This window comes from Flavobacterium johnsoniae UW101, from assembly GCF_000016645.1.
Lineage (GTDB): Bacteria > Bacteroidota > Bacteroidia > Flavobacteriales > Flavobacteriaceae > Flavobacterium > Flavobacterium johnsoniae.
In genome coordinates this window covers 4,837,708-4,864,184 of sequence record NC_009441.1, presented here as the reverse complement: position 1 = coordinate 4,864,184, position 26,477 = coordinate 4,837,708, and the positions used below count along the sequence as shown (strand labels likewise).

Genomic DNA, 26,477 nt, shown 5'->3' with positions numbered 1-26,477 from the left:
CTGAAGCGGAATGTCACCATTAAAAAAAAATCAAGAATTATCGCTATAACTCAAGTTATCGTTTTTAGAAAACACCAATGTAGTGGTTTCCTGGTTTGTTAACCAATTTTGCACCTTTTGTAACAGCACCTGTTACTGCATCAATAATATAGATATTTCCATCTTTACCAACTGGAGTTACTGCAATGTAAATTTCGTTTCCATCAACTACAAAACCTTGGTATTGACCAAAATCTAAATCTGCATCGTAAGGAATTCCATCTACTAATTTTGCTGTTTTTGCGTTTAGGTCAAGTCTTGCAACATATCCCTGATCATTTGCATTATGGTGGTAAACTGCATATGCAATTCCGTTTCCTACATATCTCCAGGCATCGATATAAGAACCTGTAACTCCAAGAGCAGCATCTAAACTAAAGGAATACGAGTTATCATATTCATTACTTTGGTTAATTTTCAGGATATAAGAACCTTTTTTAGTATCTCTTTGAGTTGCCTGATAGATATTTCCATCATTTGCTACAAAGCTGTTAAAACTTCTGTATCCGCTTGTATCACCAAAACCAACTGTAGAAGTAATTACTTTAGGATTTTTTAATGAAGGATAATCTACTACAACTGATTTAGATCCTAAACGATCAAATGTGCTTTCGTTTGTTCCTGTAGCCGGATTTGTTTTACGCATCCAGGTTCCAATAATCAGTTTGTCTCCTGCTTTGTTTAAGGTTGGAGCATCTAAACGGAAAATATGGTGTCCTAAAGCTTCTTCTGCAGCAGATAAAGCAATTTCATACTGCTCGTAAGTAGAAATATTAATTTTTTGGAAGTCTAAACTTAATACCGTTGCAGAACCTCTTGTGTATTTATATGTTGTCCCGTCCTCTTCTGTTTTTACAACAGGAGCGGTTACGTTTACAGCTACACCAGTTTTATCGCCGTCAAAAAGTTTTACCCATCTTGGTGATGCTCCTGCATATTGTGCAATGCTTACCGTTTGTCCTGACTGTACGAAGTTTTTACCTCCATTTACATTATAAGTCATAAACTGGCCTCCGTTAGCACCTGTGTAAGTAATATTAAAAAGAGTTTTTCCGTCTACAGATGATTGTAAACGTGCTGTTCTGCTTGACTGAACAGGTTCTCCGTTTTCGTAAACATCAATAGAAACATTTGGATTTTTAGCATCTGTTTTGCTTACAGAAAATACTTTAGTTCCGCCGTCTCCGTCTCCGGGATTAGTCTGCATTAAAGCACCTGCAACAGTTATCCATCTTTCTTCGGTTGGAGTAGGATTTACAGGAGTTTCTTCATTTTTATTATCGTCACTGCTGCAGCTTGTCAGCGCAAATGTGGTAAAAACCAATCCACATGCCAGTAGTTTAAATGTACTTTTTTTCATATTTATTACATTAAAAGTTATTAATTAGTTACTAAAATTTATTGAGTATGTAGTTTACTTTTAAATAGAAAGCTCTTCCGGGTTTTTGAACCGCAAAATTGTCATAAACCTCTTCGTTGGTTATGTTTTTAGCATCAAAGCTTACAATATATCTTTTGCCTGGAAATATGTAACTTAAACCCAGATCATGAGGAAACTGCGATGGAGTTTTGTCCATTTCTGTTTGAAGCCATGTTGTATAAAATTCACCTACATAACTAAAATTGTAATATAGATTCAATTCTGATTTTTCCTGTAATACATTTTTAAAGTTGTATTGTGCATTAGTATTTATAATGAAGTAAGGTTCATTTGGATACTGTTTATTATAATTGTCATAAATTTTGCCGTTTGGATCGTATTTAAGTTTGAACAATGAATTAAATCGTGACATATTCATTGATACAAACAATTTGTTTTTATTTGAATATTCTAATGAAGCTTCATAGCCAAGAGATTGTGCAGTTCCCATATTTACAGATGGCGTTGCCTGCAGAGCCTCATTAACTCTGGTGCTGAACTGGCGCACAATTTTATCTTTAGAATTTCTCCAGAATCCTGAACCCGAAAAACTGAATTTGTGTTCATTAATTTTAAAAGGACCAAATCGAAGACCAACATTTAGGTTATTACTCTGCTCTGGTTTTAATGAACTATTTGATGTTTGATTTTCACCCGGATTACCAAAAATTTCATTTTCAGACGGAAGTCTTATTGCCTTTTCTGCAGATGTAGATAACATTAATTTAGGCAGAACAAAATAAGATGCTGCAAATCCGTATCCGTAGAAAGTCGTATTGTTATTTTCCAGATTTTCGGTAATTTTAGTCTGTCCGTTTGTTGTAGTCAAAACAGGAGTTTTCTGTTCCGTTTTTTGGTTGTATCTTTTACCAAATACATTTGTTCTTAAGCGGGAACCAAGACCTTCAAATTCGTAGGCAAATGATAAAATGTTTTTTTGCAGGTCGCGTTTCTGCTGAAAATTTCTTTCCAGTTCAGATTTCATTTCATCGTAATCATCTCTCATAAATGAGTAAAGCATTGTACTGAATACAAATCTGTGATTTTCATTTACAGAATAATTTAAACCGCCCCTTGTACTGAAAATTTTATTATTAAGATGAAGAATTGTCGGTGCTCCCTGCTGTGCTCCGTTTGGTGTTAGAATAGGAAGACCTTTAAGACCAATTGCTTTTTCGTTAAACCAGTTGTAATTCCATTTTACTGTATCGTTTAAAACCTCATTTCTCTGGCTGAAAACCGAATTAATATTAAATTCAAGACCTTTTATTATAAAATCTTTTTTAGCGTAATTAATGCTTATTACTTTGGCATCTGCTTCTGTAAACCTTCCTTTATATGGAGTAGACATTGCCTGACCATGCTGGATTTCATTATAATCATCAGACATGTTTATGCCCACTAAAAAAGTATCAGCCCACTCAACATCTGTAAAACCAAGTTCAAAACGGCCTCCATAAGAACGATAAGCATCATTAAAACGTTTAGCGCGAATTTGTTTCATTACACCATCTGCCTGTACGTCACGGGCAAATTTCCCCCATATTTCATAATTATTGTCAGAGTAATTATAAAATCCTGATCCTTTTAAAGTAAAACCAGATTTGTCGCGGTATGTCGTATTAAAATTTGATTGAATGGTATTAAATGAACCATAAGATACAGAAGCGTTCAACGAATTTTTAGCTCCTTTTTTCAGGATTACATTAATAGCACCGCCCAAAGCATCATCGGCTAAATGTGCTGGAATTACGCCTTTATAAACTTCAATTCTTTCAATTAAAGCAGGAGGAATACTGTTTAAGTTAAAAGACGAACCGTAAGTAGAAATAGGAATTCCGTCGATAAATATTCGGATGGCATTGCCAGACATTCCGTTTAGGTTGTAATTTACGCTGGAACCTAAACCTCCGTTTTGTCTGATTCTGACTCCCGCAGACTGTCCTAATAAATCATTAGTTTGGATATTTCTTTTGGCTGCTTCCTGAGTTTCGATAACATTTACAGAAAAGCCTTTTTCGATGATTTCTTTTTTGGCAGTTTTTTTCTGAATCAATACTTCGTTCAAAGCTTTTGGATCCGTTATTTTTTCCAGAGAAATCGTAATTTGTTGCGAAGGACGATTTAAAACAATATTTACACTTTTGTTTTGGGCTTCCATTGAAGAAATATCCAATGTATAATTTCCGTAAGAAAGGTTTCTAAATTCAAATTGACCATTGTTATCAACAACGGCATTTTTTTTTGTACCGCTGATTTGTACAGAAGCTCCTGTGGCAATTTCGTTATTGGTAAAGGTTACTTTTCCTGTAATTTTTCCAGTTTGAGACCAGCCAGAAAGAGTTATCATGAAAAGGAGAAAGTAAAAAAATCTCATATTTTAAGTTGTACTGATTTTATATGGCAGCAAACTTATAGTATTATTTAAATTTGATCTAAATAAACCTGTTAGAAGATTATTAGATTTACATTAGAGATTTTAATGTTGGAAATAAGCAGTAATTGTTATAATGAAAAACCGTGCTGAAAACTTAGAGCCTCAGCACCTTAGAATCTTAGTACCTTAAATTTACAATTTTGCTTTGAACTTTTTAATGGAGAAATTTTTTGACTTAATAACTTTTCCGTTATCAGTAATCATTACACAGCTGTAATCTGGAAATTTTTGAAGTAAAAGCAAGCCTTCTGTCTGTCCCAAAACCATCATTGAAGTGCTTAATCCGTTTGCGGTTTCGGCATTTGGACCAAAGACAGTCACGCTGCACAAGCCCGTTGCAGGATATCCGGTTGCAGGATTTATAATGTGAGAATATCGTTTTCCGTTAAAAATAACGAACTTTTCATAACTCCCGGATGTAGTGACCGCACCTTGATTTAAGGGAACGACTGCCAGAAGTTTTTCAGGTTTAAAAGGGTTTGTGATTCCAATTTTCCAAGGCTGTCCGTTGGGCTGTTTCCCCCAGGTGCTCATATCTCCCGAACCGTTTACAATTCCGGCTTCAATGCCTTTTGCAATCATCATTGTACGGCATTTATCAGTTGCGTAACCTTCACCTAAAGCGCCAAAGCCAATCTTCATTCCTTTTAGTTTTAAGAAAATTGTTGATTGAACAGAATCTAAAATAATGTTTTTATAACCCACTTTCTCAACCGACTTTTTTATGGCTTCCGCCGAAGGCATTTCGGTCATTGATCCGTCAAATTTCCAGATTCGGTCCATTGCGGCAAAACTAACATCAAATCCGCCGTTGGTTATTTCTGATAATTTTAAAGCTCTTTGTGCAAGTTCAAATACTTCGCGATCAACTTTTATGGGTTTAATTCCGGCATTTTGATTTACCTGAGAAACCTGCGAATCCGGTTTCCAGTCAGAAATTAGGTTTTCAATTCGCGTAATTTCGGCAATTACTTCGTTTATATTTTGTTCTGCAGTTAGAGAATCCTTTGCCACAATACTAATGTCAAAACGTCCGCCCATAAGCAGAGTAGTTCTTTTTCGTAAAACCTGCGAATGTGCTGAAAAACAACAGGAAATTACAAACAGGATTAATAATTTATGTGACAATAATTTGTGCATATTTTTAAAGAATTTGAAGAGTCATATGTGCCGCCCCGCTGGGGCTTTGGTTTGGTATGAATTAAATTAATCTATAAATATATCGCCCCGCTGGGGCTATTTTTTTTAGATGTGTCAATTTAATCTATAAATATATCATCCCTCCGGGATTTGTATTTCTAAAATCAACACAGCTCCTGAGGAGCAAAATATTTATAGATAATTATTGATTTATCGTTAATAAAGCTCCAGCGGAGCGATATATATTACCCAGTGGGATTTTGTTTTTTAGATGTGTCAATTTAATCTATAAATATATCATCCCTCCGGGATTTGTATTTCTAAAATCAACACAGCTCCTGAGGAGCAAAATATTTATAGATAATTATTGATTTATCGTTAATAAAGCTCCAACGGAGCGATATATTAACTCGCTGGTGTTATTTTTTTAGATCTGCCAATTAATCTATATGTCATCCCTCTGTGATTGGTAGTATCTATTTGTAATATCAATAATCAACAATCTAAAATCAACAATCTAAAATTGCACTCCTAATAACAATCGGTTAAAATTTGTCCTTTTTCCTTGTAATCAGCGAGATTTTGCATTCCGTTATCACGACACAATTCATCCAGAATCACTTCGACATCTTTCTGCATTGCAAGTGAACCGCAAATCATGATTACACCGCCGTCTTTCAATAAATTAACAAAAAAGACTGTGTCCCTTTTTATCAAATCCATTACATAAATTTGTTCGGCTTCTCGTGATAAAGCGACATGAAAATTATCCAGATATTCTTTTTGGATCATTATATTGGCAAACTTTTTATAAGCCAGCAGTGTCGGCGTTTCCATTCTAAATCCGCTGTAAAGCTGTATTTCTTTCTTAGCTTTATTTTGTTCGATCATTCCAAGAAAAGGAGCAATTCCCGTTCCGTTAGAAATAAAAGCCACTTTTGACGCTTTCTTTGGAAAATGGAAAGCGTGATTATTAATAATTCTGGCTTTAATAGTATCGCCCGGTTCCAGATTATTTAAATATCCAGAACCTAATCCATTTTGATGCAGTTTTACAACCAATTGTACATTTCCGGAATGATTTCCAATAGAGTAGAGGCGTTCTCTCGAATCATTGGCAGGATAAACAGCCAGTAAATCGCCCGAAGCAAATTTCGTTCGGCTATTGGCGTGCAGTGTTAAAATAAATGTATGTTCAGTATCTGAAATTGGCGTTTTATCTAAAACCATTAATTTTTGTAAACCTTTTGGAACATGGTTGTACAGAGATGGAGTACAGGCAAGTGGAATTTCGGTTTTCCCGCTCCATAATTTCAACCATTCTGTAAACTCAACTGCCGATTTATCATTAACGGTTTGTAAATCTAAAAAGCGTTCTGCCCAATTTTGATTTTCCAGAAGCTGATCGATTTCAATAGCAAATTGACAGAAATCAGGATAAGATTTTGATCCAAAACCAACAACCGAAAATTTAATTTTTTGTTCCTGATTTTGTTTTTGTAAAAGGGTTTTGAATTTTCTGGCGTTTGAAGGCGGATCACCTAAACCATGAGTAGACGAAAAAACAATAATATGCTCAGCTTTTGGGTAAACCGAAAAACTATTTAATTCGGCCGTAAAAACTTTTTTTCCATGGCTGATTAACTGCTTCGCAATAGCATTGGCAAATCGAAAAGAGCTTCCGTTTTCAGAACCAACCAGCAAAATATAATTGCTTTCATTGGCTTTGAATTTATTTTTAATTCGGCTTGATCTTCGTTTTAGAGTAATAGCAAAACCAGAATAAATAAAGAAAAGAATATTGAGACACGCAATGGCTAAAATTACAGCCCAGACAGTATTAATTCTTCCTGTATGCAGGTCAAGGCTTAAAGCTGATAACTGAACAGTAAACGGCGAACGTTTTTCTGAAAGTAAAGTGCCGTCAACCTGATTGACTTCAATTTCGCGGTCTTTTAGTTCAATGATATAATATTCTTCAGGATCATCTGTAAAAGGAAATTCGATTTTCTTTACTTCAGACAGGAGTGTGGTTTTAAATACCGAAGTTTTTTTGGCTTCCGCCGAAAGTTCTGTTTTTACCGGTTTTGCTTTTTCTTCACCCATAAAAAAGTTAAATCTTTCCAGCGATAAATAAGTTCCGGTAAGCGCGATAATCAAAATTGGGATCAAAGCCAGACGGCCTAAAACAACATGATAATATTGTGCAAAATATTCTTTAATTACTTTCGAAAAGAAATTACGGATGCCTCTTTGTCTTTTTAAAACCAGCACAAATCCCGAAATTGAAATTAACAGTAAACAAAAAGAAATTACGCCAACAAAGAATCGGCCGGTTTCATGAAGAAACAGCGAACGATGAAAACTTGTAACCCATTTAATAAATTCACTCTTTTTTGCAGGCGTTCCTAATGCTTTTCCGGTTTTAGGATCAATATAAGCATTCACATCATTTCCATCTTTATCAATGGCCTGAAGTGTTACAAACTGATTGTAATCGACACTCAATTCGGTGATTTCTGAGTATTCTTTTTTTAATACCGGCAGTGTTTCTCCTAAAGTAATTTTATCAAAATCAGCAGCTTTGTACGGAAGTGTTTTTTCCTGTACTGCATCGACTGCGAGAATGATTCCGGTAACAGAAGCTAAAAGCAGAAATATCGAAGAAAATAAGGCCAGAGCCAAATGTGCGTAGCGCCAGAAAGAAAGAGTCATTTAGTGTATTCTAGAAATGTAATAAATATTTAAAGCTTTGTCAAGGTTTTGCAACTTTGACAAAGCTCGGATTTTAAGTTTAAGCAGAAAAATATTTCATGCTTATCTAAGTTAAAATAAGATTATATTTTGTTCAGTCTTACATATTTAATGTAACCTTTACCGTCTGTTTTGTCAGCAAGACCTTCTGTTGTAAGCGGAATTTCAAGATCGCTTACATAATATTTCTGATCTTCAACTGCTGACTCAAAACGCAGTTTGTAACCTTTATTGATTTTAGAATCTTCAATTTCGATTGTTGTAACACTGCGGTCTCCTCCGGTAACAGATGCACCGGTTTTTGCGCTGATGTCTTCACTTTTCTGAGCGTGGAATTTATTCCATTCTTTTAATGATTTGTACCATTTTTTGTCGTCGCCCATTACATAAAGTGTTTTTTCGTATGCACCGCTTGGGTTAATAAGCGAAACAACAATATAAGCACCTTCTCCCATATAATTTGTCATTTGCAACATGCATTTGTATTTGCTTGATTGTGCATTTGCCTGTAAAGCAACAAAGAATATAAGAACGATTTTAAGTATAGATTTCATTTTAATTAATTGTGAATTATGAGTTGTGAATTATGTTATGAGTTATGAATTATGAGTTTTTTTTGAGTTATAATGTATAAGTAGTCTACAACTCATAACTTATAACTCAAAACTCATAACTTTTAAAGATTATTTTAAAAAGTCAATTGATACATTGTTTTTTGTAAGTAACTCATTTTCTTTAGCCAGAGCATAAGGAGTTTCGTCAAACTCAGTATTGATGTCTTTTTTAGCTCCTGCAGAAATAAGATACTTTAATATAGAATCATCTTTAGATGTCATAGCAGCTCTGTGCAAAGCGGTTAAACCATCTTTGTTTTTTGCATTTACGTCTACTTTTAAATCTGTAATTTTTTTAAGAAGCGAAACGTCATTTTTTGTAATAGCTAAATGATACAATGTATTTCCGTCTTTTTGAGCCACTGCTAAGTTTAAACCTTTATCCTGCAGTAATTTCGCTTTAGCATCAAATGGATCTGCCGCATTGTCTTTTCCTGCCGGACGGTAAGATTGTACTAAATACACACCTAGATTGTTTCCGTCTTTGTCTTTTACATTTACATCAGCACCTTTGCTTAAAAGTACATTTACAGCTTCTGGCGTTCCATATCTAACCGCATTTGTCAAAGCTGATTCTCCTTTTAAGTTCTGAGCATTGATATTTTTAGCCACAGGAAGTAAAATCTCTAAAACAGCAGTTTCTCTTGCAGATGCTGCAGCCATTAAAGGTGTGTTTCCTTCTTTATCTCCTTTGTTAGCATCAGTACCTTTACTCAAAAAGTATTTTACAATTTCTGCCTGATTTGGTTTTCCGGCTAAAATATGCAATACATTTTGTCCTGCTTTGTTTTGTGCAGTTGGTTTCAGTTTTACTTCTTCAACTAAATATTTATAAGTTTCGATTGTATTGGTTTCTCTTCGGCTTCCCTGAGCAGCTGTAAACAATGCATTATCATTTGGTTTTACACCTTTTGCTAAAAGTTTTTTCAAAAGATCAATATTACCAGATCTTGCTGCATAAACAAAAGCAGTATTTCCGTCATTATCTACATCTTTAAGAGACATTCCTTTTGTTGCAAAATAATCTGCCGCTTTTAAATCTTTATCAGAAGAAATGGCTAAAAGCAATAAGTTGGCACCATTATTATATTTTTTCTTAGGATCGATTCCGGCTTTAAAAAAAGCATCATATAAAGCAGGATTTGATTGTCCGTTTGAAGCAGCAAAATCTATTGGAGTAGTTCCGTGGCTGTCTTCAAATTTAACATCAGAACCTTTTGCTATTAAATATTCAACTAATTCTGTATTTCCTCTGTATGCCGCCCAGTGTAAATAAATACGGTTATCATGCGTTAATTTTGTTATTGAGTTTCCAGGCTGCTCAATTAAGTATTTAATCACAGCAATTGGTGCATCATTGTTAATTGCCAGTGTAGTAACATCAAAAGCATTTATGTTTGCTTCGGCTGGATTGTTTCCTTTTGCAATTTCAGCTTTAACCGTTTCAACAGTTGGAGAAGTTTTCCAGAAAGACTGCTCTAATAAGGTGTTTTTTTGCTGTGCATTAACAAAGAACACTGTCGTTAATGCTAAAGAAATAAAAAGATTCTTTTTCATATTTTGTTATGTTGTTTATTGGAGTATGACGTCCAAAAATTATAGATGAAACAAATGTCTATTTAGAATAAATCAAAATAATCGCAAATGTAAAGATTAATATTTTTAAATCAAGTTTTATTGCCTTCAAAAGTTTAATTCTAATAATTTTTTAATTTATTTCTGGACTTCTGGTTTTTTGTTTTCAACTATATCGATTTTTTAAAATTGTAAGACAAGAATTTTATGTTTTAGTTTAAAAGTGTTTAATATTTTTTTTATTCTTATTGATTTAAAATATTGGTAATTAATATTTTAACTTTTTAATAAGTAGAACATTTTAACTATTGGCAGTTTTTATTTCTTACTTAAAAAAATACCTTTTCATGACGAAATCTGCTCCTCAAAGTTTATCAGATTTTACCTAAAAATGACCAAAATTTAAATTTATCTGTTGATAACTGTTTTTTTGTTTGAAGTAATATTTCTGTTTTTTTTGTTGACAACTCTATTTAGATTTAGTATAAATAACTGATAATTCGGTAACTACGGAAAATTATGCAGCTGTTAATAAATAGTTTTTTTAGTGGTTTTTAACATTGTTCTTTCCTGTTGATAATTGCTCGGATTTTTAACATCAAAACTTAGACAATAGAAAATTGAGGGGTTAATTTTGTATGTATAGAAAACACAGTTACCCACCCCAAAATCCTGTTCGTTTTCTAATCTGAATTAGTCACCGATAAATACTATATATATGTCTATATTTGATAAAAGAGTCAATTATAAACCTTTTGAATACCCGGAGGTTTTACAATTTACAGAAGCGATAAATAAAGCGTATTGGGTTCATACAGAAGTTGATTTTACTGCTGATACTCAGGATTTTCACGCTCACTTATCTCTGGCAGAGAAAACAGCGGTAAAAAACAGTCTGCTGGCAATTGCACAGATTGAGGTAGCCGTAAAAAGTTTTTGGGGAAACATTTACGAGCATTTTCCAAAACCAGAATTTAATGGTTTAGGAAGTACTTTTGCTGAGTGTGAATTCAGACATTCTGAAGCGTATTCTCGTCTTTTGGAAGTGTTAGGTTATAATGATGAATTTGAAAAACTTCTGGATGTACCAGTTATTCGTCGTCGTGTAGATTACCTTTCAAATGTACTTAAAGATACCAAATCTCAGGACAACAGAAAATATATGGTTTCGCTGATCTTATTCAGTATTCTGATCGAAAATGTTTCGCTTTTCAGCCAGTTTGCCATCTTGCTTTCTTTTACAAGATTTAAGGGGTACATGAAAAATGTGAGCAACATTATCGCCTGGACTTCTATTGATGAGCAGATTCATGCAAATGGAGGAATCTATATTATCAATAAAATCAGAGAAGAATTCCCAGATTATTTTGATGAAGAAACTTTGGCTTTGGTGAGAGAAACAGTTAAAGATTCTATTGCAGTCGAATCAGACATATTAGACTGGATATTTGAAGAAGGTGAAATTGAAAGTATTAAAAAAGGTGATTTAGTGAATTTTATGAAATTTAGAATTGACGAAAGCCTGAAACAAATTAATATTCCGGTAATTTTTGATGTAAAGGTTGAAGATTACAAAGCTCTGGCTTGGTTTGAAGAAGAAGTTTTTGCCAACAGTCTGGACGATTTCTTTGCAAAACGCCCTGTAGAATACACTAAACACGATAAAAGCATCACGGCAAACGACCTTTTCTAAAAGCAGCACAATATGAATACAATAGATCCAAATGAAGTAAATAGTCTTCCGCATAATGAAGCAGGAACCAAAATGTGGTGGAAGAACTCTGAAAGTGAACAAATTTTAAATCGTGGTTATCTTTTAAAAGGAGAAACAGTAGAAGGTGCAATTGACAGAATTTGTACGGCTGCTGCCAGAAGATTATACAAACCAGAATTAAAAGAGTCTTTTGTAGAAATGATCGAACGCGGCTGGATGAGTATCAGTTCGCCGGTCTGGGCTAATATGGGAACCGAAAGAGGTCTGCCTATTTCTTGTTTTAACGTTCACGTTCCGGATAAAATTGAAGGAATTACACATAAATTAGGCGAAGTAATCATGCAGACTAAAATAGGTGGTGGAACATCTGGTTATTTTGGAGAATTGCGTGAGCGCGGAAGTGCCGTAACCGATAACGGAAAAAGCAGCGGTGCCGTAAGTTTTATGAAACTTTTTGATACGGCTATGGATACGATTTCGCAAGGCGGAGTACGCCGCGGTGCATTTGCAGCGTATTTGGATATTGACCATCCGGATATCGAGGAGTTTTTGAAAATTAAAAGTATTGGAAATCCAATTCAGAATTTATTTACCGGAATCTGTGTGCCGGATTACTGGATGCAGGAAATGATTGATGGTGATGCTGATAAAAGACAAATTTGGGCAAAAGTATTAGAAAGCCGTCAGCAGAAAGGACTGCCGTATATCTTTTTCAGCGATAACGTAAATAAAAACAAACCACAGGTTTATAAAGATCAAAACCTAAGAATCAATGCAAGTAATTTATGCAGTGAGATTATGCTTCCGTCAACTCATGACGAATCATTTATCTGCTGTCTTTCTTCTATGAACTTAGAATTGTATGAAGAATGGAAAGATACTGAAGCGGTAAAACTGGCGATCTTTTTCTTAGATGCAGTTTTACAGGAATTCATCGAAAAAACAGAAGGCAACTATTATCTTTCTGCAGCAAATAAATTTGCTAAAAGACACCGTGCGCTTGGATTAGGTGTTTTAGGATGGCATTCTTATCTGCAAAAAAATATGATTCCGTTTGAAGGAATGGAAGCTAAAATGAAAACAACAGAGATTTTCAAACATATAAGTGATAAAGCGGATAAAGCAAGTCAGGAACTGGCTAGAATTTACGGTGAACCAGAATTGTTAAAAGGTTACGGAAGACGTAATACCACTACAATGGCAATTGCTCCAACGACTTCATCTTCTGCTATTTTAGGACAGACTTCACCAGGAATTGAACCTTTCAGCAGTAATTATTATAAAGCTGGATTAAGCAAAGGTAATTTCATGCGTAAGAATAAATATCTTAAAAAGTTATTAGAAGAAAAAGGTTTAGACAATGAAGAAGTCTGGAGAGGAATTATGCTAAACGGAGGAAGCGTTCAGCACATGTCACAACTAACACAGCAGGAAAAAGATGTTTTTAAAACATTTAAAGAAATCAGCCAGTTAGAAATTGTTCAACAGGCAGGAATTCGTCAGAAATTTGTAGATCAGGGACAAAGTTTAAATCTTAATATTCCGGCTGAATTAGCGATTAAAGATGTAAACCGTTTAATGATCGAAGCCTGGCAGCAAGGAGTTAAAAGTTTGTACTACCAAAGAAGCCAGAGTGTTTCTAAAGAATTAGTAACGAGTCTTGTTTCTTGCAGCAGCTGTGAATCATGAATATTAAAAAAGCCGAATCTAAATTAAGATTCGGCTTTTTTATTCATATCGTCATGTCGACGAAGGAGATATCTCCGCAAGTAACTCTGTAATGATTGTCTTTTTAAACACATAGAAACATAGATTTACTATTGCTAAAAAGAATTCAAAAGAAAACATGCTTTCCACACATAGTTTACTATGATTGTTAATGCAAGTGAAACGCCTTTTTTCAAGTTAAAAAAGCTATGTTTCTATGTGTTTTAATTTGATTTCAATCGACTCAAGGTTTCCTGCGAAATATTGATATACGAAGCCACTATTTTATTTGGGAGTCTTTTTACGATAGTGGGATTAATTTTGAGTAATTGATTGTAACGTTCCAAAGCGTCCATAGTTGTAAACGACATTAATCGATTGGCATTATTTACATAAGCTTTCTCTAAGTAATTGCTGTAAAACTCTCTCCATTGCGGAATAATCTTCATTAAATGATTAAAATCTTCGTGTGTGATGGCGAGTAATTCAGATTTCTCGATTACCTGAATGTTTTCCTGAGCAGGCATTTTGGTTATAAAACTAACTAAAGCTGTGGCAAACTGATTTTCAAAAGCAATATATCGGGTAACGTCTTTTCCTTCTTCATTAATAAAAAAGATTCTTATACAGCCTTTTCCAATAAAAAAAGTCTGCTGGCTGGTTTGTCCCTGTTCCAGCAGTAACTCATTTTTACTTTTTTTTAAAGGTTTGAAATAGGAGAGAATGGTATTTAAATCTTCATCCGAAACTTCAATGCTTTTTTTAATATAATTACCAAGCTGTTCGTATATCATTTTTAGTTATAATCACGCACAAATTTACGGTAGTGTAGAATATCTTCGATAGATAAAACTACTAAGTCGTGCTGTTGTGCAAAGCTAATGATTTTGTCCAGTTTAGCCATGCTGCCGTCTTCATTCATTAATTCGCAAAGAACGGCTTCGGGCTGTAAACCCGCCAGTTTCATTAAATCGACACTTCCTTCTGTATGGCCGTTTCGTTCTAAAACGCCATTATCTCTCGCGCGAAGCGGAAAAATATGTCCGGGCCTTGCCAGATCTTCCGGTTTTGCATTTTGTGCAATAGCAGCTTTAATGGTTGTAATTCTGTCAGCTGCAGAAACTCCGGTTGTAACGCCTTTTTTGGCTTCGATCGTAACGGTAAAAGGAGTCTGGAAACTGCTTGTATTTTCTTTTACCATATAAGGAAGATCAAGCTGGTCTGCTTTTTCATTTGGAAGGCAGAGACAGACAATACCGCTGCATTCACGAATCATTAAAGCCATATCTGCAGTATTCATGTGGTGGGCAGAAAAAATCAGATCGCCCTCATTTTCGCGGTCTTCATCATCGGTTACGATAATACCTTTTCCGTTTTTTAGCTGTTCTAGGGCGTTTTCAACCCGTTCTTTACTGGTTATTCCAAATTGTACTAACGGACTTATTTCTGTACTTATCATGGTATTGTGTTTTGAAACTTTTTAAAATAATTGAATTTCAAATGTACAGTTGTCTGGAATCTAAAAGTTTGATATAAGTCAATAAATTGGATATACTTTTTTAGTGTTATTCTAATTTAATTATCATAAAATCTTAATTTAGTACCCAGAAATTATAATCCTAAACAATAAAATACCCGCAGTAAAAAATGGAAAATATCACAGTAATTATAATGTTACTCTTTGGCGTAGCTTTTCTTAGTTTAATAAGTAAAAGATATAATTTTCCAATTCCTATTGTTTTGGTAATGTGCGGTGTAATTATCAGCGTTATTCCGGGACTTCCAGTAATAGCACTGAGCCCGGAAATTGTTTTTATTATCTTTTTGCCGCCTCTTTTATATCATGCAGCATGGCATACAAGCTGGTCCGATTTTAAACAAACCATACGTCCCATAACTTTAGCAGCTGTTGGTTTGGTTTTTTTTACTACAGGTTTGGTCGCTGTTGTGGCGCACTGGCTTATAGATGATATTTCCTGGCCGTTAGCTTTTTTACTTGGTGCTATTGTATCGCCTCCAGATGCGGTTTCGGCAACAGCCATTACTAAAGGTTTAGGGCTGCATCCCAGATTAATTGCCATTCTAGAAGGAGAAAGTCTTGTAAATGACGCCAGTGGTCTTGTTGCTTACAAATATGCACTTACGGCTATTACAGCAGGAAATTTCGTTTTATGGCAGGCAGGATTAAACTTTGTTTTAATGTCGGTTCTAGGTATTGCAGTAGGTTTGGCAGTAGGTTTTATCATGTATTACATTCATAAAAAATTTGTCTGCGATGACATTATCGAAGTAACGCTTACATTACTGACACCCTTTGCATCGTATTTAATTGCAGAACATTTTCATGGTTCAGGAGTTTTAGCGGTAGTTGCAACAGGTCTTTTTTTAGCGGCAAGAACAGGAGCTATTTTTTCTCATGAAAGCCGAATCATGACCAATACTATATGGGATGTTTTAAATAACATTCTCAACGGATTAATTTTTATTTTAATTGGTCTTCAGCTGCGCCAGATTATGGATGGAATCAGCAATTACTCAGGGAATGCTTTATTTATCTGGGGATCAGTAATTAGTATTGTAGTTATTGTTGTTCGTTTTTTATGGGTGATTCCTGCTACTGTGATTCCTAGAATGTTAAGTAAAAGAATCCGGGAAAAAGAAGAATTTGATTATCGAAACATGATTGTTTTTGGCTGGTCTGGTATGCGCGGTGTGGTTTCGATGGCAGCTGCTCTGGCACTTCCGTTAATGTTGAATAAAACAGAAGAATTTCCGCTTCGTAATTTAATTATATATTTGGTTTTCTGTGTAATATTGTCAACATTGGTTATTCAGGGACTTACACTTCCGTGGCTTATTAAAAAACTCAAAATAGAACGCTATTCTATTTTAGCAGAAGAATATAATGTCCGCAACGTAATCGTTTCTGAAACCATTTCGCATATTGAAGATAATTTCTCTTTATTAGATGATGAATTACTGCATAACATTAAGAGCAAATACGAAGTAAAATTTAACCGTTTGCAAAAAACAGAACTTCCGGCTAACTTTTTTGGAAACGGAAAAGTATTAGACGGCCAGATTTTTAATGAGTTTACGAGAGTTCAAATCGATCTTTTGAATGTTGAGCGCAGTAAACTTGAGAGCATGCACAAAAAAGGTTCTGTAAACGAAGAAATTTTCCGTAAAATAGAAAAAGAACTCGATCTGGAAGAAACGCGTCTTTGGATGGAAATGTACGAGGAGTAGCATTTCTTGGATTCTTATAAATGATAGTAATAATTATGTAATTGTATTGACTGCCAGTTTTTTAAATTTGGAATATTAAGTTGAATACAAACAGTAAAAAAATATAATTATGAAAACGATATTAAAAACTAAAATTGCATTATTGATCCTGCTGACAGGATTGGCATTTTCATGTAAGAAGAACGAAACAACGGTTGAACCTGTAACAACAGATTCTACAGAAACTATAATAGACACTGTAGGGCCTGAAGTAGATACAACTTCTACAGATACTGTTAGAACAATGCCGGCAGATTCTATTAAGAAATAGAAAATTTTAAATTAAAAACTAAAACCTGCAATGATAAATCATTTGCAGGTTTTTTTATTTCCTGTCTTTTTCTTGTTTTTAAACCTCTATTTTTGACTAAAAAATAACTAAATGAAAAAAGCTGATTTAATTAAAATTCTATCTTTTGTGTTAATAGCATTATTTATTGCAGGATGCAGTACACATAGTTCATCTTCATCTCCTAATTCGGGAAAAATTCCTCCGGGACAGGCGAAGAAAATGTCTGGCAGTAAAAGTGCTAAGCCTTATGCACCGGGACAGCAGAAAAAGAGAAATTAACAAACAGAGATAAACCGTAAAATTATTTGCGGTTTTTTTTGTGAATTTATATGCCGCCGTATCTCAAAGTCGATCCTAAAATAAGCATTGTAACTCCAATTAAAGTAACGGAAATAATTAACACCGCCATTTTCTTTATATTGAATTCGTTTAGGTTTGGAATGATCTTAAACTGGGCAATAAGAGCGCAGATTATAGTAAGAAAGAGAAGTAACAGCTTAGCAGAAACTACTTTTTCAAAACTGCCGGAAAATGTAAACCAGGTATCGATTGTAACGCCAAAATCGTATGCCATCCAGATTCCGGTAATGACAAGTGTAATAAGCGATGACATACCGAGAGTTTCGAACTTTCGTTCAAAATTTAAAATAATATTGGGGTCTTTTTTTCTTAAAGCCGAAGGCAGAAAAACAATACTAAGCGTAAGATGTCCGCCAACCCAGATTGTGGCTGCCAGAAGGTGAATTATTAAAATAAAATGGTGAAGTGTCATAATACAATATTTTAGAAGAAAGCGTTAAAAAACAGTAGTGTATTATTCCCTAAAAATGACGTTTATTTTTGAGGTTGAGAAATTTTCAGATTTCAACAGTCTTTCTGAATGTCCTAAATCGCCAATAGTGGGAACATTATTTATAAAATACTGGACGTAATAATTTCCATTATAATTCAGGTTTTCGAGATATTCGGTCATTTTTAAAAACTGTGTTGGGGTTATAAGTGCTGAATGAAGCGTAGTCCGGACTTCAAACGGAATGGAGGAATTCATTAAAAGTTTCAGACTTTCTTCAAATTCAGCAAATAGGTTAGATTGAGTTATGGTTTTAAAAGTTAAAGACAGGGATTTAAAATCTAAAGCGGCGTAATCGATTAGTTTTTGATCGATCAGTTTTTTTAAAACAGCTGGTTTTGAGCCGTTAGTATCAATTTTTACAATAAATCCTAAGGCTTTTATTTCTTCAATAAACGGAATAATATTTTTATGAATGGTGCATTCGCCGCCGCTTAAAACGACTCCGTCTAATAATCCAATTCGGGATTTTAGAAAATTAAGAATGTTTTCAAAGTCCAGTTTTCCTTTCCCAAAAACAATATCCGGATTGTAACAATAGGAACACCGCATATTACAGCCCGTAAACCACACAATGCAGGCTGCTCTATCCGGGTAGTCTAATAAGGTAAAAGGGGTTATGCTGTAAACAGCTTTATTAGACCAAAATTTCTTTGAAATGCGTTCGCTGCTGATGTTCGCCTTTTTTTCCAATGTTAAAACTTTCTACTGGCCTGTGATAGCCCATTACTCTTGTGTATACTAAACATTTGCTTCTTTTAGCATTTAGTTTTTCAGGAATTTTATGATACAGTGTTTTCATATAGTATAGCTTTTTGGTTATTTTCATTTAACAATATTTCATCGCATTTTGGGCAGTATTCATGCTCACCGTCCAGGTATCCATGAATTGGGCAGATACTGAAAACTGGCGTTACTGTTATATAAGGCAGTTTAAAATTGGTCAGCACTTTTTTTACGAAGTTTTTACACGCAGCAGGACTGCTTATTTTTTCTCTCATATACAAATGCAGAACGGTACCGCCGGTATATTTACATTGTAAAGCGTCCTGAAGCAGTAAAGCTTCAAACGGATCATCTGTATGATCTACCGGAATCTGCGAACTGTTTGTGTAATAAATATTTTCTCCATGTCCGGCCTGCAGGATTTCTGGAAAACGTTTTTTATCTTCTTTGGCAAAACGATAGGTAGTTCCTTCTGCGGGAGTAGCTTCCAGATTGTATAAATTTCCGGTTTCTGCCTGAAATTCTTTCATTCTCGAACGGATGTAATCTAAAATTTCTTCAGCAAAATGAATTCCTGAACTTGTTGTAATATCTTGTTTTCCATCAGTAAAATTGAGTACCATTTCATTCATTCCGTTTACGCCAATGGTGGAAAAGTGGTTTCTAAAATGTGACAAATAGCGCTGTGTATAAGGATACAAACCACGGTCGTACATTTTTTGAATAAAGATTCTCTTTTTCTCCAAAGTCGATTTGGCAATCTGAAGCAGATCATTTAAATGATCAAATAAGTTTATAATATTTCCTTTATACAGATATCCCAAACGGGCCATATTAATGGTTACAACACCAATACTGCCTGTCATTTCTGCACTTCCAAAAAGACCATTTCCTCGTTTTAATAATTCGCGCAGATCGAGCTGTAAACGACAGCACATACTTCTGACAGCGTTGGGTTTGTAAGCTTCTGGATTTTCGATTTTATTTCCATTTTCATTTAAAATATACTGGCTTCCAATAAAATTCTGAAAATAAGAAGACCCTATCTTGGCTGTGTTTTCAAATAATAAATCGACATTTTCGCCTTCCCAGTCAAAATCCTCCGTAATATTTACAGTTGGAATAGGGAAGGTAAAAGGCTGTCCATTTGTGTCGCCTTCTGTCATGATGGTATAATATGCCTTATTGATTAGGTTCATTTCGTTTTGGAAATCGGCATATTTTAAATCAGTCAGTTTATTAACCCCTCTTTTTTTAGCTTTATAAACCAGTTCGGGATCATCTGAATACAGAAACAAATGTTCGTCATTTCTTGTCGGAATCTGTTCTTTAAGATCGTTTGGCACATTCCAGTCTAAGGTTATATTCGTAAAAGGAGATTGTCCCCATCTTGCCGGAACATTGAGGTTGTAAACAAAACTTCTAATGCCTTTTAAAACCTGATCGTAAGAAAGCTGGTCTTTGAAAACATAAGGAGCTAGATATGTATCAAAAGAACTGAAAGCCTGAGCGCCTGCCCATTCGCTTTGCAGAATTCCCAGAAAATTAGCCATCTGCCCCAAAGCTTCCCTAAAATGCGAAGGAGGTCTGCTTTCTACACGGCCGCGAACGCCGTTGAAACCTTCGTTTAAAAGAACACGTAAGCTCCATCCGGCACAATATCCCGTAAGGCAGTCCAGATCATGAATGTGAATATCTCCGTTTCGGTGTGAGGCGCCTTCTTCTTTAGTATAAATTTTATCGAGCCAGTAATTGGCAATAATTTTACCGGCAGTATTGCTTACTAAACCGGCATTTGAGTACGATGTATTAGCATTGGCATTAATACGCCAGTCAGATTGATTGATGTATTCTTCAACCGTTTGTGTGCTGTCTACATACGTTGTATCGTCGTTTAGGCCGTTAATATGTTCTCTCTGGAGTTTTCGGGTATGTCGATAGATAATAAAGGAACGCATGGTTTTAAAATAACCGTTTTCAAAAAGCACACGTTCTATACTATCCTGAATCTCCTCAACAGGCCACGAATATTTTGGTTCGAGTCCGTTTAGAACGATTTTCAGAATTTTTTTATCCATCGGCAGATTGACGCTTTTAAAAGCTTTCTGGATGGCATCCTGAATTTTATAAGCTTCAAAAGGTTTATAATCTCCGTTTCGTTTGATCACATATTTTTCCATGATATTTATAATTTAAGGCACTTGCTCAAAGTTTTTTTCAAGCATAATTGCTTTAGGAAACAGTATATTGTTTTCCATGTGAATATGCTTGTGCAGATTCATTTCAAAATCTTCCAGCATCGAAAATGCTGCTTTGTAAGTATTGCAGGCTTCTGCCGGCGGAACATAATTATTGGTCAATGCTGCAATTTTTCTAAAACGCTGTCCTTCTGCGGCATGTTCTTCTTTCATCATGATGACCTGATTTTCAATGCTTCCAAAGGGAGTAGTTTCAACAGAAAATCCTTTGCTCTGCGCTCTTTTCATTTGAATGATGAAAGGGAACATCACGCGTTCTTCTTTTTCCATGTGTTCTTCAAGGTCTAAAGATGATGCTTTGAAAATTTTATATATTTCGAACAATTCAGGAAACGTTTCGCCATATACATTGCATAATTTATGTAAATATTGAAGCAGTACAGGCGTTTTCTCTTTTATGTATCGATGATGGGTTTTTATAATATAATCCGTTAAAAGGTCTAACGGCCAGGATTTATAGTCGAAAGATTGATTAGCGGCCTGAGTTTTGGCTTCTTCAAGTTTTTCAATTAAAACCGCTTCGGGAATGTCTCTTTTTTTGCAGACTTCTTCTATAGTGCGGTGGCCTTTGCAGCAAAAATCGATATTGTATTTTGTAAAAATTGCTGCTGTTCTAAAATCATTTGCTGCGATCTCGCCAATTGTAGTTTTACTGGTTATTTTCATAATATTGGTTTTTAGTTTAAAGACAAAATATATGGGGCTTTTCTTTTTTTGCAGTGTTTAATAATAATTAAGGCCACGGTAAGCATATTAGAAAATTCTATAAACGGAATTGTAATTTCCTGGCCGTGTATAAGGGTTTCGGCTGCATTTTTAATCAATTTTATTTTTTGAATTGCATAATCGGTATTGCGTTCTTCGCTGGAATAAAAATTGGTTATAAGTGCCTGTATTTCTTTTTTTAAAATTAAAAAGGCAACATAATCAGTTTTGATTTCCGAATCGGGAAATTTTGGAATAAGCAGTTTTGATGAAAACTGAAACGAATCTATTGTTTTGTCTATATTCTCTGATGCCTGATGTGCAAATACCAAAGCTTCGAGCAGGGAATTAGAAGCCAGACGGTTTTTTCCATGAAGTCCCGTTCTGGCGCATTCGCCAACCGCATATAAATTAGGAATTATTGTTGCTCCATTACGGTCTACCTTTATGCCGCCGCATTGATAATGTGCTGCAGGAACTATAGGAATCAAATCTTTTTCAGGAAACAATCCCAGTTCATTGCAATGTGCTGTTATAGCGGGAAACTTTTTGTAGAAAGCTTTTTTATCTAAATGCCTGCAATCGAGATAAACATGTTTTTTTTGTGTTTCATGCATTTCTTTATGAATGGCGTGTGAAACAATATCACGTGTGGCAAGTTCGCCTCTTGAATCGTATTTAAATAAAAACCTTTTTTGGTCTTCATTTACTACATAAGCACCAAAACCTCTAACGGCTTCTGAAATTAAAAAGAGCTGGCTTTTTTTGCCAGTGTACAAAGCCGTAGGATGAAACTGAATGTACTGCATATCTTCAATTTCTACACCTGCACGCGCTGCAATGGCAATTCCGTCTCCGGTTGCAATTTCAGGATTTGTTGTGTTTTCAAAAAGAGTCCCGCATCCTCCTGTGCTTAATATTATCGATCTGGCGCGGATATATTTTATTTTGTTTTCGTTTTTATCATAAAAAAAAGCACCTGTACAATGTGTTTCATTTTCTTTTGTTTCGGTATTTAAATCGACAACCTGATAATTTTCGAATAATTTTATGTTAGGCAATTCTGTTATAATATGGAGCAGCTTTTTTTCTATTTCTAAACCAGATCTGTCTTTATGGTGCAGAATTCTATGCTGAGAATGTCCGCCTTCTAGACCTAAATCCCATTGACCGTTTTGATTTTTATCAAAAGAAGTCCCAATCTCAATTAATTCTTTTAACCTTTCCGGTGCCTGCTGCACTACCATTTTTACAATTTCCTCATCACAATGTCCGCCTCCTGATTTCAGTGTATCTTTTATATGCTGCTCAAAACTATCCTGTAAATGATTGGTTACAACGGCAATTCCGCCTTGTGCAAGCTGTGTATTAGTGTTTCCTGCCGTTTTCTTTGTCATAATCACAATCGATAAATCAGGACGTTTTTTTGCTGTTTTCATGGCAAGAAATAATCCCGAAATACCAGAACCTACTATAAGTATATCTGTTTTAAGCATTTTCTTTGTTTTTAAGTTTAAGACAATTCAAGCATTCTTTGTATAGGTTTCAGTGCTTCGATCCTTAACGGTTCGTTTACCAGGATTTCCGGGCTTTCGTTTTTCAGACACCAATACAATTTTTCAAGAGTATTGACTTTCATGAAAGCACATTCGCTGCAGGCGCAAGTGTTATCTTCTGTGGAAGGAGCCGGAATCAGCGTTTTTTCGGGTACCGCTTTTGAAAGCTCATGCAGGATACCGGCTTCTGTAGCCACAATGAAAACGGCAGCAGGATCCGTTTTAATAAAATTAATAATGCCGGAAGTAGAGCCAATGTAATGTGCTGCTTTTAAGATATGACTTTCAGATTCCGGATGTGCCGCAATTTTTGCGTTTGGATTTTTATTGTAAATTTCGACTAGTTTATCCAGCGAAAAGGCTTCGTGAACTACACAAGATCCATCCCAGAGGATTAGTTCGCGTTGTGTTTCTTTTTTTAAATAACTGCCTAAATTTTTATCGGGTGCAAAAATGATTTCTTTATCAGAAGGAATAGAACCAATAATTTTTGCTGCGTTTGATGAAGTGCAGACCAAATCGCTCATTGCTTTTATTTCGGCAGAACAGTTGATGTAAGTTACAACAACATGATCAGGATATTTTTCTTTAAATAATTTAAAATCTTTAGGATTGCAGCCGTCAGCGAGAGAACATCCTGCGTTGAAATCCGGAAGTACAACTTTTTTGTCAGGATTTAATATTTTGGCAGTTTCTGCCATAAAGTGAACTCCGGCAAAAACAATAACATCGGCATTTGTATTTTGTGCTTTTTTTGATAATTCAAGACTGTCTCCAATAAAATCTGCTATTTCCTGAATTTCCTCATTTTGATAATAATGAGCCAGAATTACAGCATTTTTTTCTTGTTTTAAGCGGATGATTTCCTGTATCAAAAATTTTTTGTCCATTATTAAAGTCTTGTTTTTTCAACAGCAAAGCCCATTTTTTAATGAAATACTGCTGTTGAGAAAGTTTGTGGTTTTTATTGAAATTTGTTTTTCGAAATGCTGTTAAGCTAATTTTGATATGGTAAATGTAGTATCATCAAATTTTTCAAATTATGATTCCAGTCATACTGTTTTACATTTATTTTTTTATTGTAGAAGTAAATCTCTTGAAATCAATGTTTTTTAGCAGGATATGATTACAATCATACTTTATGAACTATTAGTTTTGGATTTTTGATCTAAAGTTTTCTATAGTTTGGAAATAGAAAGAAATTAAAAACAAGGACATGAAAACCGATATTAGAAATAAGGAAGATATCAAAGTATTGGTAGATGCTTTTTATCACAAAATTCAAACTGACGAAACAATTGGTTATTTGTTTACCAAAATAGCTGTTGTGAATTGGGAAAAACACCTCCCGATTATGTATGATTTTTGGGATAATATTCTTTTTCATACCGGAAATTTTGACGGAAACCCAATGATGAAACACCGCCTGCTGAATGATAAAAGCACTTTAAGCGAAACTCATTTTTTGCACTGGACTCAATTATGGAGAAAAACGGTCGATGATTTGTTTGAAGGAGAAAAGGCTGATGAGGTAAAAATAAGAGCCAAAAATATTGCAAAAGCAATGATGAATAAAGTGGTTAATTAAAGAAAACGGGAATCTAAGGAATCCCGTTTTTAATTTGAATTTTATTAAGCTGAATTAATAATTTTCTTTAACCTTTACAAAGAAAGACAAACCATTTTTTCAGAAATATGATTTGAATCATACTTTATTATTTTTAAACTTAATCGTAAAGTGACGTTAGTAAAACAATTTATGATCGATGATTTCGATTTTTTTGTTTTTATTCATTAATGAAATTGTTCTAATGACTGTTTCTACACGAAGACCGGTGAAATCTGCAATCTCCTGTCTTGTATAAGGAATTTTCATTTTCTGAGAAGGTTTGCTGTTATGCTGTCTTTTTAAATTATCCAGAAAATATTGAATGCGGTATTCTGGTTTGTGATTTATTATATTTTTGGAGAAAACAATTTTATTGTAAATTTTCCACGCAAAGAGTTTTAAAACCCTTGATTGTATTTCAGGATTTTCTTCAAGCAGCGAAAAGAAATTGGTTTTTGATAGTTTTAAAATTACACAATCAGTTTGAGCTTCTGCAGAAGCAGGGTAGGGCTGCTCAATAAATAAGGGCGGTTCTCCAAAACTATTTCCTTCATTAAAAATACCAATTGTAAGATCTTTGCCGTCTTCATTGGTATAACTCATTTTAACGGTTCCCTCTAAAATTTGATAATAGGAAAGGGGCGGGTCATTCTCGAAAAAGATGACGGCATGTTTTGGGACTTTTTTTGCAACGGCTCCCCAGGTATAAAGTAAATCAGTATCAATATGCATTTGTCGACAATTACTGCAATTAAAATGATTAAGGATCATTCTTTTTTAAACTCCAATATATTTTGTAGTGTTACAGCAAAGGAAAGCATTGACTTAAAATTAAAATATGATAAATGTTAGGTTTTGAGAACTTTAAAATTTTGAAACAGGCTTATACAAAAAAAGCTGCTCAAAATTAACTGAGCAGCTTTTTATTAATTAGTATGTAATTAACGAATTGCGAATCTTAACTTTAAACCGTAAGAAACCAATCTCATGTTTCTTGCAATACCAGAATCAAATACGCTGTTGTATTGTAAATCTACAGGTAATTCTGCATTGTATTGAACAAGATTTTTGCTGTCTTTTTTGTCGTAAATATCATTTAAACCATAGTCCAGATAAGCTCCAATATAGATTGAATTTCTGTTTCCTAATTCTTGTTTTAAACCTGTCTCAAAAGTTGCTGAATACGAAACTTTTGTGTCAAGGTCTCTTTCAGAAGTTTTTAGGTCATTTACGCTGGCAAATCCGGCAAATGCAGGACTAAATAGTTCTACATTATACTGTGGATAATAACCGCTTGTAGTACTGTTGCCTATGGTTGACTGATAAGTACCGCTTGAAGCAAATCCTATTTTAGCTCCGGCAGAAACATACAGCTTAGAGGTTCCAGGAGTTTCAAACTGAATGTTGATAGGAACATTAATATAAGTCAGTTTTTGTTCTTCTCTATAATTACTAAGCCTGTATCTAAACTGAAAAGCTTCATTTTCTGCATCGACAGTGTTGTACTGCCCGTAAATAAAGTTAGATTTTGAGTCAGATGTATAGGTTTGGTATTCAACTCCAACACCTAAACTCAAACCTTCATTTAAATAGTAAGAATAACGAAGACCTGCATTGATACCGTTTCCGGGAACGTATTCTACTCCAGCAGATTTTATAAATGAAAACGGACCGCCCAATGAAATCGAAAACTCCTGTTTTTTATCCTGACCATAACTTTGAGATGCTGCAAAAAATGCGGTTATAATGGCGAGTGATTTGATATATTTTTTCATCTTAAATTTTATTATGCC

General features: G+C 34.5%; 23 protein-coding genes. 6 read left to right on the top strand and 17 right to left on the bottom strand.

Annotated features, from left to right (window positions below):
- Positions 1-64 precede the first annotated feature (64 nt).
- From FJOH_RS21050 to FJOH_RS21025, 6 genes are all read right to left on the bottom strand, one after another.
- On the bottom strand, positions 65-1,399 hold the full coding sequence (locus tag FJOH_RS21050) for a hypothetical protein (RefSeq protein ID WP_012026046.1): 1,335 nt from the start codon (positions 1,397-1,399) through the stop codon (positions 65-67).
- 31 nt (positions 1,400-1,430) lie between these two features.
- Positions 1,431-3,809 (bottom strand): TonB-dependent receptor, encoded by a 2,379-nt coding sequence (locus FJOH_RS21045; RefSeq protein WP_012026045.1) that lies wholly within the window; start codon positions 3,807-3,809, stop codon positions 1,431-1,433.
- Between the two features lie 219 nt (positions 3,810-4,028).
- The gene (locus FJOH_RS21040) at positions 4,029-5,036 is read right to left on the bottom strand and encodes an FAD:protein FMN transferase (protein WP_012026044.1); all 1,008 of its coding nucleotides are present in this window, start codon (positions 5,034-5,036) and stop codon (positions 4,029-4,031) included.
- A 531-nt stretch (positions 5,037-5,567) separates the two neighbouring features.
- The gene (locus FJOH_RS21035; RefSeq protein ID WP_012026043.1) at positions 5,568-7,751 is read right to left on the bottom strand and encodes a PepSY domain-containing protein; all 2,184 of its coding nucleotides are present in this window, start codon (positions 7,749-7,751) and stop codon (positions 5,568-5,570) included.
- 122 nt (positions 7,752-7,873) lie between these two features.
- Positions 7,874-8,344 (bottom strand): DUF2271 domain-containing protein, encoded by a 471-nt coding sequence (locus tag FJOH_RS21030; protein WP_012026042.1) that lies wholly within the window; start codon positions 8,342-8,344, stop codon positions 7,874-7,876.
- 129 nt (positions 8,345-8,473) lie between these two features.
- Complete coding sequence (locus tag FJOH_RS21025; protein ID WP_012026041.1) at positions 8,474-9,961, bottom strand: ankyrin repeat domain-containing protein; 1,488 nt, start codon at positions 9,959-9,961, stop codon at positions 8,474-8,476.
- 736 nt (positions 9,962-10,697) lie between these two features.
- Between FJOH_RS21025 and FJOH_RS21020 the strand changes: the two genes are divergently transcribed.
- Positions 10,698-11,672, top strand: coding sequence for a ribonucleotide-diphosphate reductase subunit beta (locus FJOH_RS21020; protein ID WP_012026040.1), 975 nt, complete (start codon positions 10,698-10,700; stop codon positions 11,670-11,672).
- A 12-nt stretch (positions 11,673-11,684) separates the two neighbouring features.
- Positions 11,685-13,382, top strand: coding sequence for a ribonucleoside-diphosphate reductase subunit alpha (locus FJOH_RS21015; protein WP_012026039.1), 1,698 nt, complete (start codon positions 11,685-11,687; stop codon positions 13,380-13,382).
- A gap of 242 nt (positions 13,383-13,624) precedes the next feature.
- Here FJOH_RS21015 and FJOH_RS21010 read toward each other — a convergent pair whose 3' ends face one another.
- Positions 13,625-14,194, bottom strand: coding sequence for a Crp/Fnr family transcriptional regulator (locus tag FJOH_RS21010; protein WP_012026038.1), 570 nt, complete (start codon positions 14,192-14,194; stop codon positions 13,625-13,627).
- 2 nt (positions 14,195-14,196) lie between these two features.
- Positions 14,197-14,859: a 3,4-dihydroxy-2-butanone-4-phosphate synthase gene (gene ribB, locus FJOH_RS21005; RefSeq protein WP_012026037.1), complete on the bottom strand. Its 663-nt coding sequence runs from the start codon at positions 14,857-14,859 to the stop codon at positions 14,197-14,199.
- Between the two features lie 188 nt (positions 14,860-15,047).
- Between ribB and FJOH_RS21000 the strand changes: the two genes are divergently transcribed.
- From FJOH_RS21000 to FJOH_RS20990, 3 genes are all read left to right on the top strand, one after another.
- Positions 15,048-16,649, top strand: a complete 1,602-nt coding sequence (locus FJOH_RS21000; RefSeq protein WP_012026036.1) for a Na+/H+ antiporter — start codon at positions 15,048-15,050, stop codon at positions 16,647-16,649.
- 109 nt (positions 16,650-16,758) lie between these two features.
- Positions 16,759-16,959 (top strand): hypothetical protein, encoded by a 201-nt coding sequence (locus FJOH_RS20995; RefSeq protein ID WP_044047972.1) that lies wholly within the window; start codon positions 16,759-16,761, stop codon positions 16,957-16,959.
- Between the two features lie 111 nt (positions 16,960-17,070).
- The gene (locus tag FJOH_RS20990; RefSeq protein ID WP_044047970.1) at positions 17,071-17,259 is read left to right on the top strand and encodes a hypothetical protein; all 189 of its coding nucleotides are present in this window, start codon (positions 17,071-17,073) and stop codon (positions 17,257-17,259) included.
- Positions 17,260-17,305: 46 nt separating this feature from the next.
- On the opposite strand, the gene FJOH_RS20985 is transcribed toward FJOH_RS20990, so the two are convergent.
- Genes FJOH_RS20985 through nadA form a run of 7 tightly spaced genes read right to left on the bottom strand, consistent with a single transcriptional unit; the run spans position 17,306 to position 23,965 of the window.
- Positions 17,306-17,752 carry a CopD family protein gene (locus tag FJOH_RS20985; protein ID WP_012026035.1) on the bottom strand — a complete coding sequence of 149 codons (447 nt, stop codon included), beginning with the start codon at positions 17,750-17,752 and terminating at the stop codon, positions 17,306-17,308.
- 42 nt (positions 17,753-17,794) lie between these two features.
- On the bottom strand, positions 17,795-18,523 hold the full coding sequence (locus tag FJOH_RS20980) for an anaerobic ribonucleoside-triphosphate reductase activating protein (protein WP_235023063.1): 729 nt from the start codon (positions 18,521-18,523) through the stop codon (positions 17,795-17,797).
- A complete protein-coding gene (nrdD, locus tag FJOH_RS27390; RefSeq protein ID WP_012026033.1) occupies positions 18,468-18,632 on the bottom strand; it encodes an anaerobic ribonucleoside-triphosphate reductase in 165 nt (54 codons plus the stop codon). Before nrdD ends, FJOH_RS20980 begins: the two co-directional genes overlap by 56 nt.
- Positions 18,613-20,736: a ribonucleoside triphosphate reductase gene (locus FJOH_RS20975; protein WP_012026032.1), complete on the bottom strand. Its 2,124-nt coding sequence runs from the start codon at positions 20,734-20,736 to the stop codon at positions 18,613-18,615. Before FJOH_RS20975 ends, nrdD begins: the two co-directional genes overlap by 20 nt.
- Before the next feature lie 12 nt (positions 20,737-20,748).
- Positions 20,749-21,480 (bottom strand): iron-sulfur cluster repair di-iron protein, encoded by a 732-nt coding sequence (ric, locus tag FJOH_RS20970; protein WP_012026031.1) that lies wholly within the window; start codon positions 21,478-21,480, stop codon positions 20,749-20,751.
- An 11-nt stretch (positions 21,481-21,491) separates the two neighbouring features.
- On the bottom strand, positions 21,492-23,015 hold the full coding sequence (nadB, locus tag FJOH_RS20965; protein WP_012026030.1) for an L-aspartate oxidase: 1,524 nt from the start codon (positions 23,013-23,015) through the stop codon (positions 21,492-21,494).
- A 17-nt stretch (positions 23,016-23,032) separates the two neighbouring features.
- The gene (gene nadA, locus FJOH_RS20960; RefSeq protein WP_012026029.1) at positions 23,033-23,965 is read right to left on the bottom strand and encodes a quinolinate synthase NadA; all 933 of its coding nucleotides are present in this window, start codon (positions 23,963-23,965) and stop codon (positions 23,033-23,035) included.
- A 326-nt stretch (positions 23,966-24,291) separates the two neighbouring features.
- Here nadA and FJOH_RS20955 point away from each other — a divergent pair, with 326 nt between their 5' ends.
- Positions 24,292-24,663, top strand: coding sequence for a group III truncated hemoglobin (locus FJOH_RS20955; RefSeq protein WP_012026028.1), 372 nt, complete (start codon positions 24,292-24,294; stop codon positions 24,661-24,663).
- A gap of 156 nt (positions 24,664-24,819) precedes the next feature.
- Here the strand turns inward: FJOH_RS20955 and FJOH_RS20950 are convergent, their stop codons facing one another.
- Together FJOH_RS20950 and FJOH_RS20945 are read right to left on the bottom strand one after the other, a co-directional pair.
- Positions 24,820-25,416, bottom strand: a complete 597-nt coding sequence (locus FJOH_RS20950) for a Crp/Fnr family transcriptional regulator (RefSeq protein ID WP_044047969.1) — start codon at positions 25,414-25,416, stop codon at positions 24,820-24,822.
- A 209-nt stretch (positions 25,417-25,625) separates the two neighbouring features.
- Positions 25,626-26,459, bottom strand: a complete 834-nt coding sequence (locus FJOH_RS20945) for an outer membrane beta-barrel protein (RefSeq protein WP_012026026.1) — start codon at positions 26,457-26,459, stop codon at positions 25,626-25,628.
- Positions 26,460-26,477: the final 18 nt, after the last annotated feature.